This is a genomic window from Desulfosporosinus sp. SYSU MS00001 (assembly GCF_049943955.1).
Classification (GTDB): domain Bacteria; phylum Bacillota; class Desulfitobacteriia; order Desulfitobacteriales; family Desulfitobacteriaceae; genus Desulfosporosinus.
Window position 1 is genome coordinate 146,253 of sequence record NZ_JBNFTW010000002.1, and the last position, 15,837, is coordinate 162,089.

Annotated in this window: 12 protein-coding genes and 1 pseudogene; 12 read left to right on the forward strand and 1 reads right to left on the reverse strand. The window is 39.6% G+C overall.

The genetic code is table 11. The annotated features are described in order from the left end of the window. Positions 1–98: 98 nt before the first annotated feature. The 4 genes from ACPUYX_RS04100 to trxB all read left to right on the forward strand — a co-directional run bounded on the left by ACPUYX_RS04100 (position 99) and on the right by trxB (position 5,352). Positions 99–1,481 carry an MFS transporter gene (locus ACPUYX_RS04100; RefSeq protein ID WP_426378450.1) on the forward strand — a complete coding sequence of 461 codons (1,383 nt, stop codon included), beginning with the start codon at positions 99–101 and terminating at the stop codon, positions 1,479–1,481. Between the two features lie 58 nt (positions 1,482–1,539). Further along, entirely contained in the window at positions 1,540–3,588 is a 2,049-nt protein-coding gene (locus ACPUYX_RS04105; protein WP_426378451.1) for an alkaline phosphatase family protein, read from the forward strand. A gap of 179 nt (positions 3,589–3,767) precedes the next feature. Then, a complete protein-coding gene (locus tag ACPUYX_RS04110; RefSeq protein ID WP_426378452.1) occupies positions 3,768–4,094 on the forward strand; it encodes a thioredoxin family protein in 327 nt (108 codons plus the stop codon). 46 nt (positions 4,095–4,140) lie between these two features. Further along, positions 4,141–5,352 (forward strand): thioredoxin-disulfide reductase, encoded by a 1,212-nt coding sequence (trxB, locus tag ACPUYX_RS04115; RefSeq protein ID WP_426378453.1) that lies wholly within the window; start codon positions 4,141–4,143, stop codon positions 5,350–5,352. Positions 5,353–5,432: 80 nt separating this feature from the next. On the opposite strand, the gene ACPUYX_RS04120 is transcribed toward trxB, so the two are convergent. After that, positions 5,433–6,329 (reverse strand): hypothetical protein, encoded by an 897-nt coding sequence (locus ACPUYX_RS04120; RefSeq protein WP_426378454.1) that lies wholly within the window; start codon positions 6,327–6,329, stop codon positions 5,433–5,435. 308 nt (positions 6,330–6,637) lie between these two features. Between ACPUYX_RS04120 and ACPUYX_RS04125 the strand changes: the two genes are divergently transcribed. From ACPUYX_RS04125 to ACPUYX_RS04160, 8 genes and pseudogenes are all read left to right on the forward strand, one after another. Next, positions 6,638–9,040 carry a cell wall-binding repeat-containing protein gene (locus tag ACPUYX_RS04125; RefSeq protein WP_426378455.1) on the forward strand — a complete coding sequence of 801 codons (2,403 nt, stop codon included), beginning with the start codon at positions 6,638–6,640 and terminating at the stop codon, positions 9,038–9,040. Between the two features lie 317 nt (positions 9,041–9,357). Further along, complete coding sequence (locus ACPUYX_RS04130) at positions 9,358–9,993, forward strand: DUF3786 domain-containing protein (protein WP_426378893.1); 636 nt, start codon at positions 9,358–9,360, stop codon at positions 9,991–9,993. Between the two features lie 538 nt (positions 9,994–10,531). Continuing rightward, positions 10,532–10,747 (forward strand): hypothetical protein, encoded by a 216-nt coding sequence (locus tag ACPUYX_RS04135; RefSeq protein ID WP_426378456.1) that lies wholly within the window; start codon positions 10,532–10,534, stop codon positions 10,745–10,747. A 305-nt stretch (positions 10,748–11,052) separates the two neighbouring features. Then, positions 11,053–11,364: an MFS transporter gene (locus ACPUYX_RS04140; protein ID WP_426378457.1), complete on the forward strand. Its 312-nt coding sequence runs from the start codon at positions 11,053–11,055 to the stop codon at positions 11,362–11,364. 177 nt (positions 11,365–11,541) lie between these two features. Further along, on the forward strand, positions 11,542–12,174 hold the full coding sequence (locus ACPUYX_RS04145) for a corrinoid protein (protein WP_426378458.1): 633 nt from the start codon (positions 11,542–11,544) through the stop codon (positions 12,172–12,174). 33 nt (positions 12,175–12,207) lie between these two features. After that, positions 12,208–13,190 (forward strand): annotated as a pseudogene (locus tag ACPUYX_RS04150) (uroporphyrinogen decarboxylase family protein). A gap of 358 nt (positions 13,191–13,548) precedes the next feature. Beyond that, a complete protein-coding gene (locus tag ACPUYX_RS04155) occupies positions 13,549–13,905 on the forward strand; it encodes a hypothetical protein (RefSeq protein ID WP_426378459.1) in 357 nt (118 codons plus the stop codon). 51 nt (positions 13,906–13,956) lie between these two features. Continuing rightward, the gene (locus ACPUYX_RS04160) at positions 13,957–15,837 is read left to right on the forward strand and encodes a site-specific DNA-methyltransferase (RefSeq protein ID WP_426378460.1); all 1,881 of its coding nucleotides are present in this window, start codon (positions 13,957–13,959) and stop codon (positions 15,835–15,837) included.

The following is a 15,837-nucleotide window of genomic DNA, read 5'->3' on the forward strand; positions in this document are numbered from 1 at the left end:
AGATATAAAAGTAGAGGTAAAAGGTATAGAGGTATTGATTCCATATAAACCAGGTATTTCAACCAATCAACAAAATCAAAATATGGGAGAGTGGGTATATGGCCGTAGTGACCGAATCAAATTTGGATGCAACAGTTAAAACGGGTGGTAAAAGACATTATCTTGATGAAGCACGTATGTGTATGGAACATTATAAATTTTTGATAATTCTTGCTCTAGCCTATGCGTTTGATCAAATGGATTTATTTACGTTTTCTTTCGTAGCCCCTGCCTTAACAAAGCATTGGGGTGCTTCCATGGAGTGGATCGGAATAGTTAACTCGTGTACCTTTGTAGGTATGTTGTTCGGCTGTTGGTTCGGCGGCTGGCTGTCTGACGTAATTGGCCGCAGAAAAGCATTTTTGTTTTCCGTGTTCTTTTTCTCGACCTTTTCCATCTTAAATGGAGTGGCACCCACTCCAGCAATCTTCTTAGTTTTTAGAACCTTAACCGGTTTTGGTATCTTGTCAATGGTTGTTGTAGCTATGGTGTATATTACTGAAATATTACCGGCTGTTTCAAGGGGAAAATGGCAGGCCATATCGCTGGCAACGGGTTTGCTGAGCGTACCTTTAATTGGACAAGTTGCTGAAAAAATTGTACCAAGCAGTCCTAATGGTTGGAGATATATTTTCTTTATCGGCGGAACAGGTTTTATCATCTTTATCTTAGCTCTAACCTGGCTCAAGGAATCCCCGCGTTGGCTTATCACAAAGGGTCGTTATTCTGAAGCTGAAAAAGTAATTCAAAGATTTATTCCCAATGAAAAAGTTGACATTAACAATGAAGCCAGTATTAACCCGGAAAATACTGCTCCCAAAGAGGCTGGAACGATGGAGGCACTTAAAGAAATCTTCAGCAAGAAATATGCCAGGAAAACCAGTGTTCTAGTCATCATGGTCTGCTGTATTACAGTTGGTTACTTTATGTTCTTTGGATGGATGCCTACATTATTAAATGATTATGGTTTTTCCTTGGATGACGCTTTGTGGATGTCTGCTCTTGTATCGTTTGGAAGTCCTATCGGTAACTATCTGGCTGCTGCCTTTACGGACAAAGGCGGAAGAAAGATTCCTATCGTTATCTACAGTCTTTTAGTCGGAGTACTGACAATTGTCTTTGGTACTCTTAAGATCCCCATGGTTATTGTCGGTATAGGTTTCTTTATCAGAGTACTGATGGATGGCGTTTTCGTAGTCATGTGGTCTTATTTAGCTGAAGCTTATCCAACTCATATCAGAAACAGCGGTACAGGCTTTATTTACAGTACAGGCAGACTTTTGACTGCTGTAGCTATGGTCGTTGTACCAATGATCTACAAAGGTTTTGGATATGCAGTATTGTTCGGCATAATCGGTGTTATGTTCCTCTTAGTCGCTGTTACCACTGGACTCTGGGGTGAAAAGACCGCTGGTCGCTCCTTGGATGAGATTGAGGCCTAGATAATTTTTCATCTATAGTTATGGATGATAATAATAAGAATTTTAAGGAGTTGGGGTTATGAAAAGAACAGCACTTACCAATAAGTTATTGGTATTGGGCGTTGATGGAATGGACCCAAGAATCAGTAAAAAGTTCTTGGCAGAAGGGAAAATGCCTAACTTACAAAAATTCATTGACCGTGGAGCTGCAAGAGAAGATATCCGTCTGCTTGGTGCAATTCCTACAATTACTCCGCCATGTTGGACAACCCTTGCCACAGGCGCCTATCCAGGAACTCATGGTATCACATGTTATTGGAGACAATCTCCTGAAAGTCTCGATGCTGTTGTCTATAATATGGATTCACGCAACTGTCTTGCAGAACAAGTCTGGAATGTTAGTGCTGAAGCAGGAATGAAAACATTAGTATGGCACTGGCCGGGGAGTTCATGGCCGCCAACCTCTCACAGCGAAAATCTTAGTGTAGTCGACGGTACGCAGCCTGGTTCTGTGAATATGGGCGTTGCCCAGCTTGACTGGGAAAAGGTTATCGTTGCTACACCAGAAATTAAAGAAGTGCGTTACGCCCCAAGAGTTGACAAGCCGGCAGGGGTAGGCTGTATCATTACTGATTTGGAAGATACACTGGACAATGATGTTGATGACGAAATGATGGAACTTTGGTGGGGTGACACTGCTCGTCAAGGTGGAGAAATTCGCACTTACGTCATGGATGATGAAGATACCGAAGTTGTCATTGGTAGTAAGGTTGCCTACGACATTGTAAATTCTCCCCTTAAAGAGGCTACTGGTTGGGCTAATGCTCCTGAAGGTGCCAAAGAATTTACTGTCTTAACTTCTGGCGGTGTGATGAGACGACCTGCGCTTATTCTGAAAAATGCAGCCGGTGAATATGATCGTGTGGCTATTTACAAGAATAAGAAAGCTGAAACCCCAATTGTTGTCCTGGAACGTGATAAAATGGTAACCGGTATTATTGATGACGTAACCAAAAAGGAAGTTACTAAACCGGCCTGCCGTTCAATGAAGATTCTCGAACTTGACCCGGTAGGAAATCGAGTGAGACTATGGATCAGTAATGCACTTGATATTTCCAATGACCAATTATGGCATCCCAAATCTCTTTATCAAGAAATTAAGAGCAACGTAGGAGAGGTTCCACCTGTTAGCTTAATTGGTGGAGAAGATGCTGAATTAGTCCGGGAAATCTTCGAACCCTCTTGGGATCTTTATAACAAATGGCAAGCTGACTGCCTGAATTATGCCATCAAAGAAAAAGGATATGAAGTTGTATTTTCACATCTTCACAACATTGACTGTGCTGGCCATCAATTGTGGCATCTTGGCAAGACGTTAGAGCCCTGGAATTATACCGATGAAAAAACGTATCAAGGGTTCATTGAAAAATTCTATATCCAGACTGATAAGTATTTTGGCGAATTCCTCCATTTACTGGATGAAGGTTGGACAGTATTTATTCTCAGCGACCATGGACTCATCGTTGGCGAAAATGTACCGCCAATTATCGGAGAATATGGCGGTCTCAATACTAAGGTTATGGAAAAATTGGGATATACCGTGATGAAGAAAGACGAGAACGGTAATTCCATTAGGGAAGTAGATTGGGAAAAGACGAGAGCCGTTCAAATCCGCAGTAACTATATCTACATTAACCTCAAAGGCCGGGACAAATATGGTATTGTTGACCCGAAAGATAAATATGATTTAGAAGAACAAATCATCTCTGACTTGTATAATTATAGAGATGAGAGAACAGGCAAACGTGTTATCGGTATTTGTCTCAGAAATAAAGATGCTGTGTTAATTGGTACAAACGGACCAGAATGCGGTGATATCTTCTTCTCTGTAGAAGAAGGCTATAACAGGTTGCATGGTGACAGTATTTCAACTTCAGAAGGATATTTTGATACCTCAGTTTCCCCGGTTTTCGTAGCAGCTGGTTCCGGTATTAAGTCCGGATTTACAACTGAGCGTACAATCCGTCAAGTTGATGTTGCACCTTCGGTCGCCGTATTGCTTGGTTTACGTTTCCCCGCACAATGCGAAGGAGCACCGATTTATCAGATCTTCTCTGAAGAAGTTTAGTTTGGTTTAGTTAATTTAGAAAAATATTTATGCAGCTATCAGAAAGTAGCACACTGATAGCTGCTTTTTAACTGAAATATCGAGGAATTAAAAAACTAAAACTAATTATCTTAAAGATTAAATATAAGTTGACAAATGGATTATAAATATTAAACTAATGTTGCTAAAGGAGTGTTAATATGTCATTACAACAATTGAACTCAAACAGTTTCGAAGAAATCATCTATGATGATTGTGAATCCTGTCTGGTTATCTTCTCCAGAAAAGATTGTCATGTGTGTAAAGAAGTTGTTCCGATGCTTGATGAATTAAAGCCACAGTATGAAGGTAAATTTGGGTTCTTTTATGTTGATGTAGAAGAAGACAAGAATTTATTTCAGCGTTTTTCTTTAAAAGGTGTTCCGCAGATTCTCTTTTTCGCGAACGGCGAATATCAAGGGAAACTTGCCGGCAAGGTTGAAGAAGAAGCTGTAGAAGACAAAATTGCAGAAGTACTCAATGCATAATCACTTTGAATACGCTTCAGGAAAGTAAAGGAAAGGAGTAGAAGTCATGGCTAATACGTATGACTTGATAATTATAGGCGGCGGACCTGCCGGATTATCGGCTGCAATTTATGGCGGCCGGGCAAAGCTTAAGACTTTGGTTATCAACAAAGGGGCTATCGGAGGTTTAGTTAATACAACTCGTGAAATCGTAAATTATCCTGGATATACTCAGACTAGCGGACCGGACCTTATGAAAGATTTTCATAAACATGCTCAAAGTTTTGGCGTTGAATTCTTAAGAGAAGAGGTTGTAAGTGTAGATCTTTCTCAAGAAGAGAAAACGATTAAAACAAAAAAAGGAAAAGAATTTACTGCTAAAGCAGTTATTATTGCCTGTGGCAGCGAGCCTCGGCTGTTAAATATTCCTGGGGAAAAAAGGCTTCGGGGAAGCGGAGTGGCCTATTGCGCGACCTGCGACGCTGAGTTCTTCGAAGGTGAAGATGTTGTTGTCGTAGGCAGCGGCGACCAGGCGATTGAAGAGGGTATGTTCATTACTAAATTCGCCCGCAAAGTAACTGTCATTGTGTTACATGACGAAGGAATTCTCGATTGCAATAAAGTAAGCGCTGAAAAAGCCTTTAACAATCCTAAAATAGAGTTTGTTTGGAACGCTACCATTGAGGAAGTACTTGGAGAAGAAAACGTTGAAGGTGTAAAACTTAAGAATCTAAAAACGGGCGGTTCCTCAGAACTAACCTGTCAAGGCGTCTTTTTCTTCGTGGGGATGGTTCCTTCAACGAAATACCTAGTAGACAGCGGAATTGAAATAGATAGAAGAGGCTATATTCCCGTAAACGACCTTATGGAAACTAATCTGGAAGGTGTTTATGCTGTAGGGGATAATCGTATAAAATATCTTAGACAAGTCGTTTCGGCAGCAGGTGATGGCGCAACAGCTGCTGTTGCCGCCGAACGTTATATCGAAGAACTTAATGTGTTTAACAGCAATGTTCTTCAGAGCGAGAAAAAGGTCTTATTATTATTTGAAAATGCCCTGATTAATGAAAGCTTGGAGTTTGGGACCTTATTAGAAGAGGTTAACAGCGAATCCGCCGATTACAAAATTGTTAAAGTTGATATGGCAACGAAGAAAAACCTTGCTCACAAGTATGATATAAAGACTGCACCAGCAGTTATTGTTTTGGAAAAAGGAAAAGAGATCAAACGCCTTACCTGTGTTTTGGATAAGGATAAACTAAAGTCACAATTATGCTAGATCATAGTTATATAAAGCAAAAGGGGCACCTTAGATACTGGGTGCTCCTTTTGCTTTATCCAATTTTAAAACCCCCACTTCTATTTTATTTCGATGTTTTGGGGTGTCCCAAATGTGTAACCCGGATAGGCTGCTGTAAGAGTATAAGTTTGACCGGTGCTTAAGACAGCGCTGATTGTGTAAGTTGTTCCATTGTCTGATGTTGTCGCATTAGAAATTGAGACAGAATTTCCCGAACTATTTTGAAGCGTAAAGTTATCAGGCGCCAAACCATTCAGCGCTGGGTTCAATGTGACAGTAAATCCCGATGTCGACGGGTTACTGATTTTCATGGTTTCACTGACTGATGTCTTAGTTGGAGCGGTATTAGAGGTTGAGGAAGAGGAATCAGCAGGTGTTTCTGAAGAGGAGGCGGAAGAGGAATTGGAGGAATCCGGAGAAAGGGACGAATTATCTGACGATGCATTTGAGGTTCGGGACTTGATAGCGGCCATATTAGTTATGATTGAATAAATTTCCTTGCTGATATTGTACTGATGAATTAGTCCGTTATCAATTAAAAATATGGTAACAGAAGAACTCCCTTTACTATCATTTTGAATCAACGTTTGCAAAAAAGCATAATCTTGAGCAGTAACAGAAAGCTGCTGAGAAGTTCCATCAGAGACATATAATACCCAATACCCTGACGTTAAAGCCTTATTTTCACTTCCGATGTTCATCGTAATATTTCCGTTCGGTGAAATTTGAGAGGAGTAATTGGCTGAATTAGGATCATTAGAGGTATTAGAGTCATTTGTATTTGGTAGGTTAACATCATTTGCGTTTGAAGCTGCGACACTCTGGTTATTGATATTTTCCAAATAGCCGTGAAAGAGAAAGTAACCAATGACAACAATTACTAATATACCTACAGCTAATGTCCCTAAATCTTGCCTGAAGTCGCCGTGTGGTTGACGCCACCTTTGGTAAGGCATAGGTCTTCTCCTTTCAAAAATTCAGAGATAAGCTTCCATAACCTCAATGTATTGTCATAGGACAAAGATTAGTACTCATAATAAATTTTTCTATCTGATAATATGCAAATTAGCAGGGGAAATATGTCTGACGACAGTTATGTGTTGGTTGCAATTAGATAAAGTAGTATTAGCAACAAACTAAGGAAAGAAAATTAACATAGAATTTTTTGCAAATAGTTTTGAGTCCCCCCTAAAACCTTAGTCAAAAAACGTATATGCATTTAGAGGATTATTTTGACAGTAAAGTAGTTTAGGAGGGAAAAGCTATGAACAAAAAAGCAAAATTGACATCTGTGGCCGTGACAAGTACTTTACTCATAGTTACTTTGGTTGGGAGTGCCCAAGCTAAGCCGAATTTTAAGCCTCATTTTAACCGTTACTCAGGGCAAGACCGTTTTCAAACGTCTACGGCTATTGCTCAGGAGGAAATTCAGGGACAACAAATGCGAAATGTGGTTCTGGCCTCAGCTTATAGTTTCCCTGATGCGCTGTCGGCAAGCACCCTGGCCACAAAACTTAATGCATCCATTATTCTTGTAGGTACTGATGTCAATGACTCAGAAGCCAGTTTGAACTTTGTGAAAAAGAATTTAAAGGCCGGGGGAAACATCACGATTATCGGTGGTGTTGGCATAATCAATGAAAAAGTTGAGAAGTGGCTACATAAAGCGGGCTATCACGTCACACGAATGGGTGGCTCTGATCGTTTTGACACGAATTCAATCATTGTCAACAATCTTAACGTGAGTCCTGGAACACCGGTTATTGTTGTTAGCGGCAATGAATTTCCGGATGCTTTAGGCGTTGCTTCGCTGGCGGCTAGCAAAGGATGGCCGATTCTCCTCAGCAGCCCCACGAAATTGCCTGATAATGTTACAGACTTTATAACTAAAGATCAACCTTCCAATATCTATATTGTTGGCGGTAAAGCTGTTATCAACGATTCACTGCAAACAACACTGCAAAGTTTGGCTCCTAGCGCCCAGATACAGCGGTTTGGCGGTCAGGATCGTTTTGAAACCTTATCGCAAATCTTAACCAAGTTTTATCCAAACCCGACCCAGATTTATCTCGCTAATGGATATGATTATGCCGACGCACTTTCTGGAAGCACATTAGCAGCTCAAAACAATGCACCAATTTTATTAATTGATCCCAAATCGAGGCAGTTACCTCCATCGATTAAAGACTATCTCATTACTATTCGGAATACGGGCAGTAATCCTCAAATAAACGTACTTGGCGGATCGGTTGGTGTCCCTGACTGGGCTGTTAATCTGGTCAGCGAGATTTTTGGGGATTCAACCACCTCTTCAGGAGTTATTCCTGTAACGGTGAGCAACCCGTCGACGACAGGAATTACTGTTGGATTAAATCCGGCCATTAATGGGTTAACTGTCAGTAACTTTACTCTTTTGAATAGTTCGGGGAATTCTATCGCTCTGACAGGTGCGACAACGTATAACGGAGGAGCCACTTACACCGTTAATGCACCTTTAAGTGCCGGGCAAACGTATACGTTAAGGTTAAACTATAATGGTAATAGTGTTGGAACAGCCCAGACCTTCACTGTTCCTTACGTTACAAGCAATCAGACTGTTAACGTCAGCAATCCGACAACGTCAGGATTTACCGTGGGGCTCAGTTCGTCACTTAACGGTTTGACCGCCAGCAATTTTACACTTAAAAATAGTTACGGCTATACTGTTCCTATTACAGGTGTGACAACTCTTAACGGGGGAGCCACTTATACCGTTAGTGCAGCCTTAAGTGCAGGACAAACCTATACCTTAACGGCTAACTATGCCGGTTATACCCTGGGAACAGCCCAGACCTTCACTGTTCCTTACGTTACAAGCAATCAGACTGTTACTGTCAGCAATCCGATAACGTCAGGATTTACCGTGGGTCTCAGTTCGTCACTTAACGGTTTGACTACTAGCAATTTTACACTTAAAAATAGTTACGGCTATACTGTTCCTATTACAGGTGTGACAACTCTAAACGGAGGAGCCACTTATACCGTTAGTGCAGCCTTATCTGAAGGGCAAACTTATACCTTAACAGCTAACTATGCTGGTTATAACCTGGGAACAGCTCAGAGTTTTACGGTGCCCTATACTAATGTCAGCAACGAAACACTCACTGTAAGTAACCCTTCTACTACAGGATTCACAGTGGGTCTGAGTTCGGCCCTGAACGGTTTAACCATTAACAACTTTACACTTCTTAACAGTTCCGGATATTCGATACCTATTACAGGTGTGACAACTCTAAACGGAGGAGCCACTTATACCGTTAGTGCAGCCTTAACTGTAGGGCAAACCTATACCTTAACGGCTAACTATGCCGGCTATACCATGGGTACAGCTCAAAGCTTTACAGTTCCTTATAACACGAGTAATGTGACGTATACAGTTAATAACATATCGACAACTGGATTTAATCTAAGATTGAGTACAGCACTGAATGGTTTAACTTCAAGTAACTTCACTCTCCTGGATAGTTCCGGAAACCGCATCGCGGTTTCCAGCGTTGCAACCTCTGACGGCGGAACAACTTATACCATTAGTGCAGTTTTGAATGCTAGTCAAACCTATACGTTAACGGCCAATTATAATGGTTATGCTTTTGGGACATCTCAAAACTTCGTCGTTCCCTCTATTTGAGCCGATAAATTCAGACCAGACGTAAGAAACAGATTGGTCAAAGCCGAATCAGGTTGAGACCTAAACCTCAGATATGAAGCCATCAAAAAGCCAAGCCGCGCGGCATTTAATGCCAAGAAGATGTTTTTGATAAAAATCTCCCCTTAAGGCAGATTAGTTCTAATGACTGCCAAAAGGGGAGTATTTATTCGCCAAGCGAGTTGACAGGAATAGATTTAATAGATATTTTGTAATTGGGAATGTTCAGACTCGCTTTTAAAATGACTTCATTTTAAGAAGAAAGGATGTGAACGAAAATAAGTTCTAAAAGAGTGGAAATAGAGTCAAATTACCGTAATACATGTCTAAAATTCTGGCGGGATATTAAAAAAAGTAATCCTAAAGAAATAACAGCGGCACGAACTGTATCCTACAATAGTGATACCCGTCAATTCATAGTGCTTTTTTTTAATGAAGAGTATGTTGTGGATAGTGATCAAGAGATCATCCGACGAAGAAGAGATGGATATGTTCCTGAAGTGTTGGCAACGATTATTATCCTCAATTATTTAGCCAATGCCAAGCCTTTCCTGGGATCTGACTTAAATTGGGTAAGCATTAAAGAACTGCCTGGTGGTACGATATTTTATTCTGCATTTCACAAAACAGTTATATCTGTGTTAATTAAATCTTTTGGACATCAGTCCAGCCGGTTAATGAAAGTTTCTCAAGTTTTAGGTGGTCAGCCGGGTCCTTTCGGAGATGCTTCGGTAGTTTTGAGAGCATTTCCCGAAATACCCTTGTGTGTCGTAATCTGGGAAGGGGATGAGGAGGTTAAGGCTAACGCCACTATACTCTACGATTCTTCCATACAACAACTATTAGATACTGGAATAAGTATTGATCTTGGAGTGTACCTAGCAGATGAGTTAAAGAAGCTAGCCCAAGAGCAATGGAATAAATACATTACATAGTGCAACTTTTTTACCTAATTTCTGTTGCGATTAAGAGTTTCAGTTTTGGGCTTGAAGGATTTGTTGTACAATTTGTCAGAATGGCCTATAATTACTTTGTAGAACAAGAAAGCTAATAGTTGTATTTTGTTGCTTTATAGCTTTTTAAAGTGCTTAGTTCTTTACTTCATTAAATTACTACTCCATTCCAATGTAGTCCTCAATGAGTTGGAATGGAGTTTTCCGTTATGTTTTTATAAGTATTTAATTACGACTACAGATATTAATAGATCAAGGAAAGAAATAATTCTCGAATTGTAATTAAAGTTTAATATTGCAAAAATATTAACAAATATTGAAATTTACTACATAAAGTAGAATAATAAAAAGATAGGTAAGAGTATTTATATTACAGTGAGAAGAGATGAGGCTTTAGAACAAACCATTTATAGATTCAAAAGATGGAGAGATAAAAACTACTTCTATGTTAGTATAGAGAGATTTCGATTTAAAAGAAATCAAAAAGAAGGGAAATTAGGGTAAGCAGAGGTGTTTTAAAATGTACATAGTTTTTCCGGCGGATGAAAAACTTAAAGAAAGGCTTGATGCAGTATGCAAATCATTGAATGTATCCTTTGAAGAATGGTTTGAATCTGCCCTAAAAGCCTCAGAATTTGATGTGCTGACAAATTTGTTAAGCAATCCGAAAGATAAAGTTTCATGGATGTGGGACGAGAAACTAAGCCGTTTTGTCAGGCGATCAGATATTGAATGATTAGAAAAGTAGTCTTAATCGAGAAATTATTGGTATTACCAGTAGCTATTTATTCACTAAATATTATTATTATGTATTGCCTGCCTTTAACCGGCAGGCAATACATATTTATGGATAATGACATATCCAATGAAATTATTGAGTAAAGGGTAAGGCGATGTGAAAAAATTTAGTTTATAAGAGCTATTGTAATATTTGAACTATTAAGATAGTATATAGTTGTATATACAATATAATGAATTAACAAGTAGATATATGGAATAGCTCATTGTGTTGGAACTGTGAGAAAAGAGGGAATGATTGAGATGGGTCAGATTAGCTATTTAACGAAAGCAACGATTTCAGGGTCAAAAGGACTTCGATATTGGGTTGCATTCGTGTTAGGAGCATTAGCTGCCTTTGCACCGTTGTCGATTGATATGTATTTGCCATCTCTGCCTTCTTTAATGACAGAATTACATACTAATGCATCTTTGGCTCAGTTGAGTATTACTGCCTGTTTGCTTGGAATTTCTGTAGGCCAATTGCTTATGGGAGCCCAGAGTGATATTCGTGGCCGTCGTTTACCATTGTTAATTGGACTAATAGCTTATACGGCTGCAGCAAAAGTTCAATAATTTCTGCATATGAGATAATTAGATAGGGCGGAAGCGGAAATCTATAAATATTTCGGGCCGAACCAAAATTATATAATACATGCTTCTTTAAAGTGCTGTTACTATACGCTAAAATATTGGGTAAAGCAATAACTGATAACAGATAATTGGTAATAATTAACGAGGAGGACTTGAAAAATGTCTAAGATTGAAGAAGTTAAGGCAATGGTGCAGTCGGGAAAGGCTAAACTCATTCCTGGGTTGGTACAGGAAGCCTTGGATGAAGGAAATGAAGCCCAAAATATTCTCCAAGCCATGGTCGACTCAATGAGCATTGTTGGAGACAAATTCTCAGCTGGGGAAATATTTGTTCCGGAAATGCTGATGGCGGCTAAGGCTATGTCTAAAGGTGTCGATATACTTAAGCCGCTTTTTGCTGGTCAAAGTACAGCTTCTTATGGGACATGTGTTATAGGTACCGTTGCGGGTGATCTTCATGATATTGGCAAAAACCTTGTGTCAATGATGATAGAAAGCGCTGGATTCGAGATTGTTAACCTTGGGGTTGATGTATCGGCAGCTAAATTTGTCGAGGCTGTCAAAGAAAACAAAAATGTAACGTTAGTGGCATGTTCAGGTCTTCTTACAACAACAATGACGGCTATGAAGGAAACTGTACAAGCCCTTAAATCCAGCGGATTGACAGGTTTTAAGGTGATTATCGGCGGTGCGCCGGTAACTGCGGAATTTGCAGTATCAATTGGTGCAGACGGCTTTGCTCCCGATGCAGGCAGCGCAGCCGTAAAAGCTGTGGAATTAGTTAAGGGTTGATAAACCATCTCAACAAAATGAGGAGAGGTAATTATGTTAACGAAACGGCAAAATTTAAACGAAACGATCAAGGGCGGAAATCCTGATCGGTTTGTAAAGCAATATGAATTTATGCATTTTATCATGGAAGCTCCTAATCCTGGTGGGAACTTCCCTGAACCTGGGCAAACAATAAAAATAACTGGGGTATTACCTTCCGGTGGCCGGAAGGTCAACTCGGCGGCTTTCCGGTTCATGACGAGGAGCATAAGGTTCTAAAGGATATCACCGAATGGAAGAACTATGTTAAAGTACCCCCAATCCCTACAGCTGATGAAGATTGGGCGCCTGCTATTGCCCATGCGAAAACTGTTAATCGTAACGAGGAATTTGTAACAGTATTTGTCGCACCTGGGGTGTTTGAAATGACTCATCATCTTATGAGTATGGAAGATGCCTTAATGGCTTTATACGAAGAGCCGGAAGCTATGCATGAACTCATTGATCGTCTTACTGAACAGGAGTTAGCTTATGCTAAAGTTTTGATTGATCGTCTTCATCCTGATTGTATTTTTCATCATGATGATTGGGGAAGCCAAAAATCGTCCTTTATTTCTCCGCAAATGTTTGAAGAGTTCTATCTTCCGGCTTACAAGAAAATATATGGTTTCTATAAAGCTAATGGGGTAGAGCTGATTATACATCACAGCGATTCCTATGCCGCTAATTTGGTGCCCTTTATGGTTGATATGGGAGTAGATATTTGGCAGGGGGTTATGACAACAAACAATACGCCGGAATTAATCAAAAACTATGGCGGAAAGATTAGTTTTATGGGAGATATCGACAGCGGTGTCGTCGATTTCCCGGCTTGGACTCCTGAAATAGTTGGCAAAGAAGTAGAACGGGCATGTAAAACTTGTGGGAAGTTGTATTTTATACCTTGTCTGACTCAAGGGGGCAATTGGAGTTCTTTCCCGGGAGTTTATGATACGGTAAATGAAGTCATTGACAAAATGACCAAGGAAATGTTCTAATATCCATTATTAAACAGCCAAAATTATTAAAGATTTAAAGATTGCAGGGCCGTGAGAGAATAAAGTTTCTCCACGGCTCTTTCTATTTTAGGGCTGGAGTTTATAACTCTAAATTTCTTCTCGAATATCTCCTGTTTCAGTCCTAATGCGCCAGAACATAAGAACTAACTCAACAGATTAATTATTTATCCAAAGAGAAGGAAATGTATGAAAATTGTGGAAAGTTAATAGATGGAACTTGTCTATAAAATTGGAAGTGGTGGGGTGTACCGGATTGGAATATAGAGATGTAGATCGATGTGCATCATGTGGAGGGAAGTGTTGTAAGCTTTATATACAAAGGTGTGAAGGTGGACAAATGCCTGATGAAATTCATTATGCTAATGATAATATTGTAGATCTAACTCAAAACTTTGAGTATTATTTCCAGCACAGTGTTTGGTACTTAGAAAAAGATAAGTTTGAAGAAGAACCACTCTATGATGTACTTAAGGCTTTTAGTGCTTGGATTGATTCTTACATCTATGATGATTTTTCGGCTAGAAAAATTGAAGCCCTGAGATTTCTTAGTGAACTGAAAGAACGCGGAATTAGTATGGGGTACTGTGCTTATTGGACGAAGCGAAGCGGTTGTATTATTGCATGGGAAAAACGTCCTATAATTTGCAAAGAACATCGATGTAAGGAATGGCTTGAAGAAGACAACGAAAAATAATACTTATGGCCTTAATCCTTTGAAATGTTTCAGATAGTTGGAGGCTGCGAATTGGAAAAACTGAAGTTGGAAAGCGCTGATATTGTTCAGAAAAATATTGAGATAATCGGTGAATTGTTTCCAAATGTTATAACCGAAGCAAGAGATGCAACGGGAAATTTTAAAAAAAGAATTAACTTTGAATTACTTAAGCAGGAGCTTTCAGCAGATATTATTGCCGGAGAAGAAGCCTATGAGTTTACTTGGGTTGGAAAAAGAGCAGCCATTGTCGAAGCCAATAAGCCGATTAGGAAGACTCTTCGTCCCTGTGTAGAGGAGAGCAAAGAATGGGAAACTACCGGTAACCTGTATATTGAAGGGGACAATCTTGACGTTTTAAAGCTGCTGCAGGAAAGTTATCTAAATTGCATTAAGGTGATTTATATTGATCCGCCTTATAATACGGGAAAAGATTTCATCTATAATGATGACTTTAAAATCAACAGAAACCATTATAAAGAGAGAATCTCTGTGTATGATAATGAAGGTAAGAGATTATTCCGGAACACTGAAACCAATGGAAGATTTCATAGCGATTGGTGCAGCATGATCTATCCGCGTCTTCGGTTAGCGCGTAGTTTGCTAAAGGACGATGGAGTAATGTTTATAAGCATCAGTGACCAAGAGATAGATAATTTGAAAAAAATATGTAATGAAGTATTTGGTGAAGAGAATTTTTTAGCTGATATTATCTGGAACTCTACTAAATCTGTGACCAACACAGCGATAATTTCAGTTTCTCATACCCATAATCTGGTTTACTTTAAATCCCTGGACTATTTTGTCAAACATCGAGAACGTTTCAGATTTCCCGAAGACGGGGAGGGCTTTGATAATCCCGACAATGACCCTCGAGGCAAGTGGAAGGCAGACCCTTTTCAGGTCGGAGGCTGGAGACCTAATCAACAATACGAAATTGTTAATCCCAATACCGGTTTTGTTTATAAACCCAATGCTAATTGCAGTTGGAAAAATGACTATCAGAAGTTTCAGGAATTACTTAAGGATCAGAGAATAATATTTGGCAAAACCGGTGAAGGTGGTCCGCAAAGAAAGCGTTATATTTGGGAAGCAGAACCAAGGGGAAAGGTTGCGAAGACTATCTGGGATGATATTGAGACGACAACGAACGGAACCCAGCTAATTATGAAACTATTTGATGGCTTAAATGTCTTTGATAATCCCAAGCCCGTAGAATTAATAAAACGATTTCTGCAATTAGCAACTCATCCAGATGAAAACTCTACTATTCTGGACTTTTTTTCAGGTTCGGCTACAACCGCCCATGCCGTTATGGAACTAAATAGCGAAGATAAGGGAAACCGTAAGTTTATTATGGTTCAATTGCAGGAGCCTTGTGATAAAAATAGTGAAGCTTTTCAGGCTGGGTTTAAAAATATCTGTGAAATTGGTAAAGAACGACTACGCCGGGTCGGGGAAAAACTAGTAGCTGATAAGAGTGATAATGAAGGGGTCAACAGACTAGACATAGGGTTTAGGGTCTTAAAGGTAGACAGCACAAATATGAACGACGTATATTATGCTGCTAGTGATTATCATCAATCAATGCTTTCAGAATTAAAGCCGAATATTAAAAAAGCCAGAACGGATTTGGATTTGCTTTATGGCATTATTCTTGATTGTGGCTTACCTTTATCCCTTAGTCATAGAAGTGAAACGATAGAAGGGGTTACTGTGCATTTTATAGATAACGGTTTTCTGATAGCTTGTTTCGAAGACCATATCTCTGAAACGGTTATACAAGAAATAGCAAAGCAGAACCCTCAGAGAGCAGTGTTTAGAGATAGCTGCTTTGCCGGCAGTGCAGCTAAAATTAACGCCGAAGCAATCTTTAAGCTAATGGCCCCTGATACAAGCCTTAAAGTTATATAG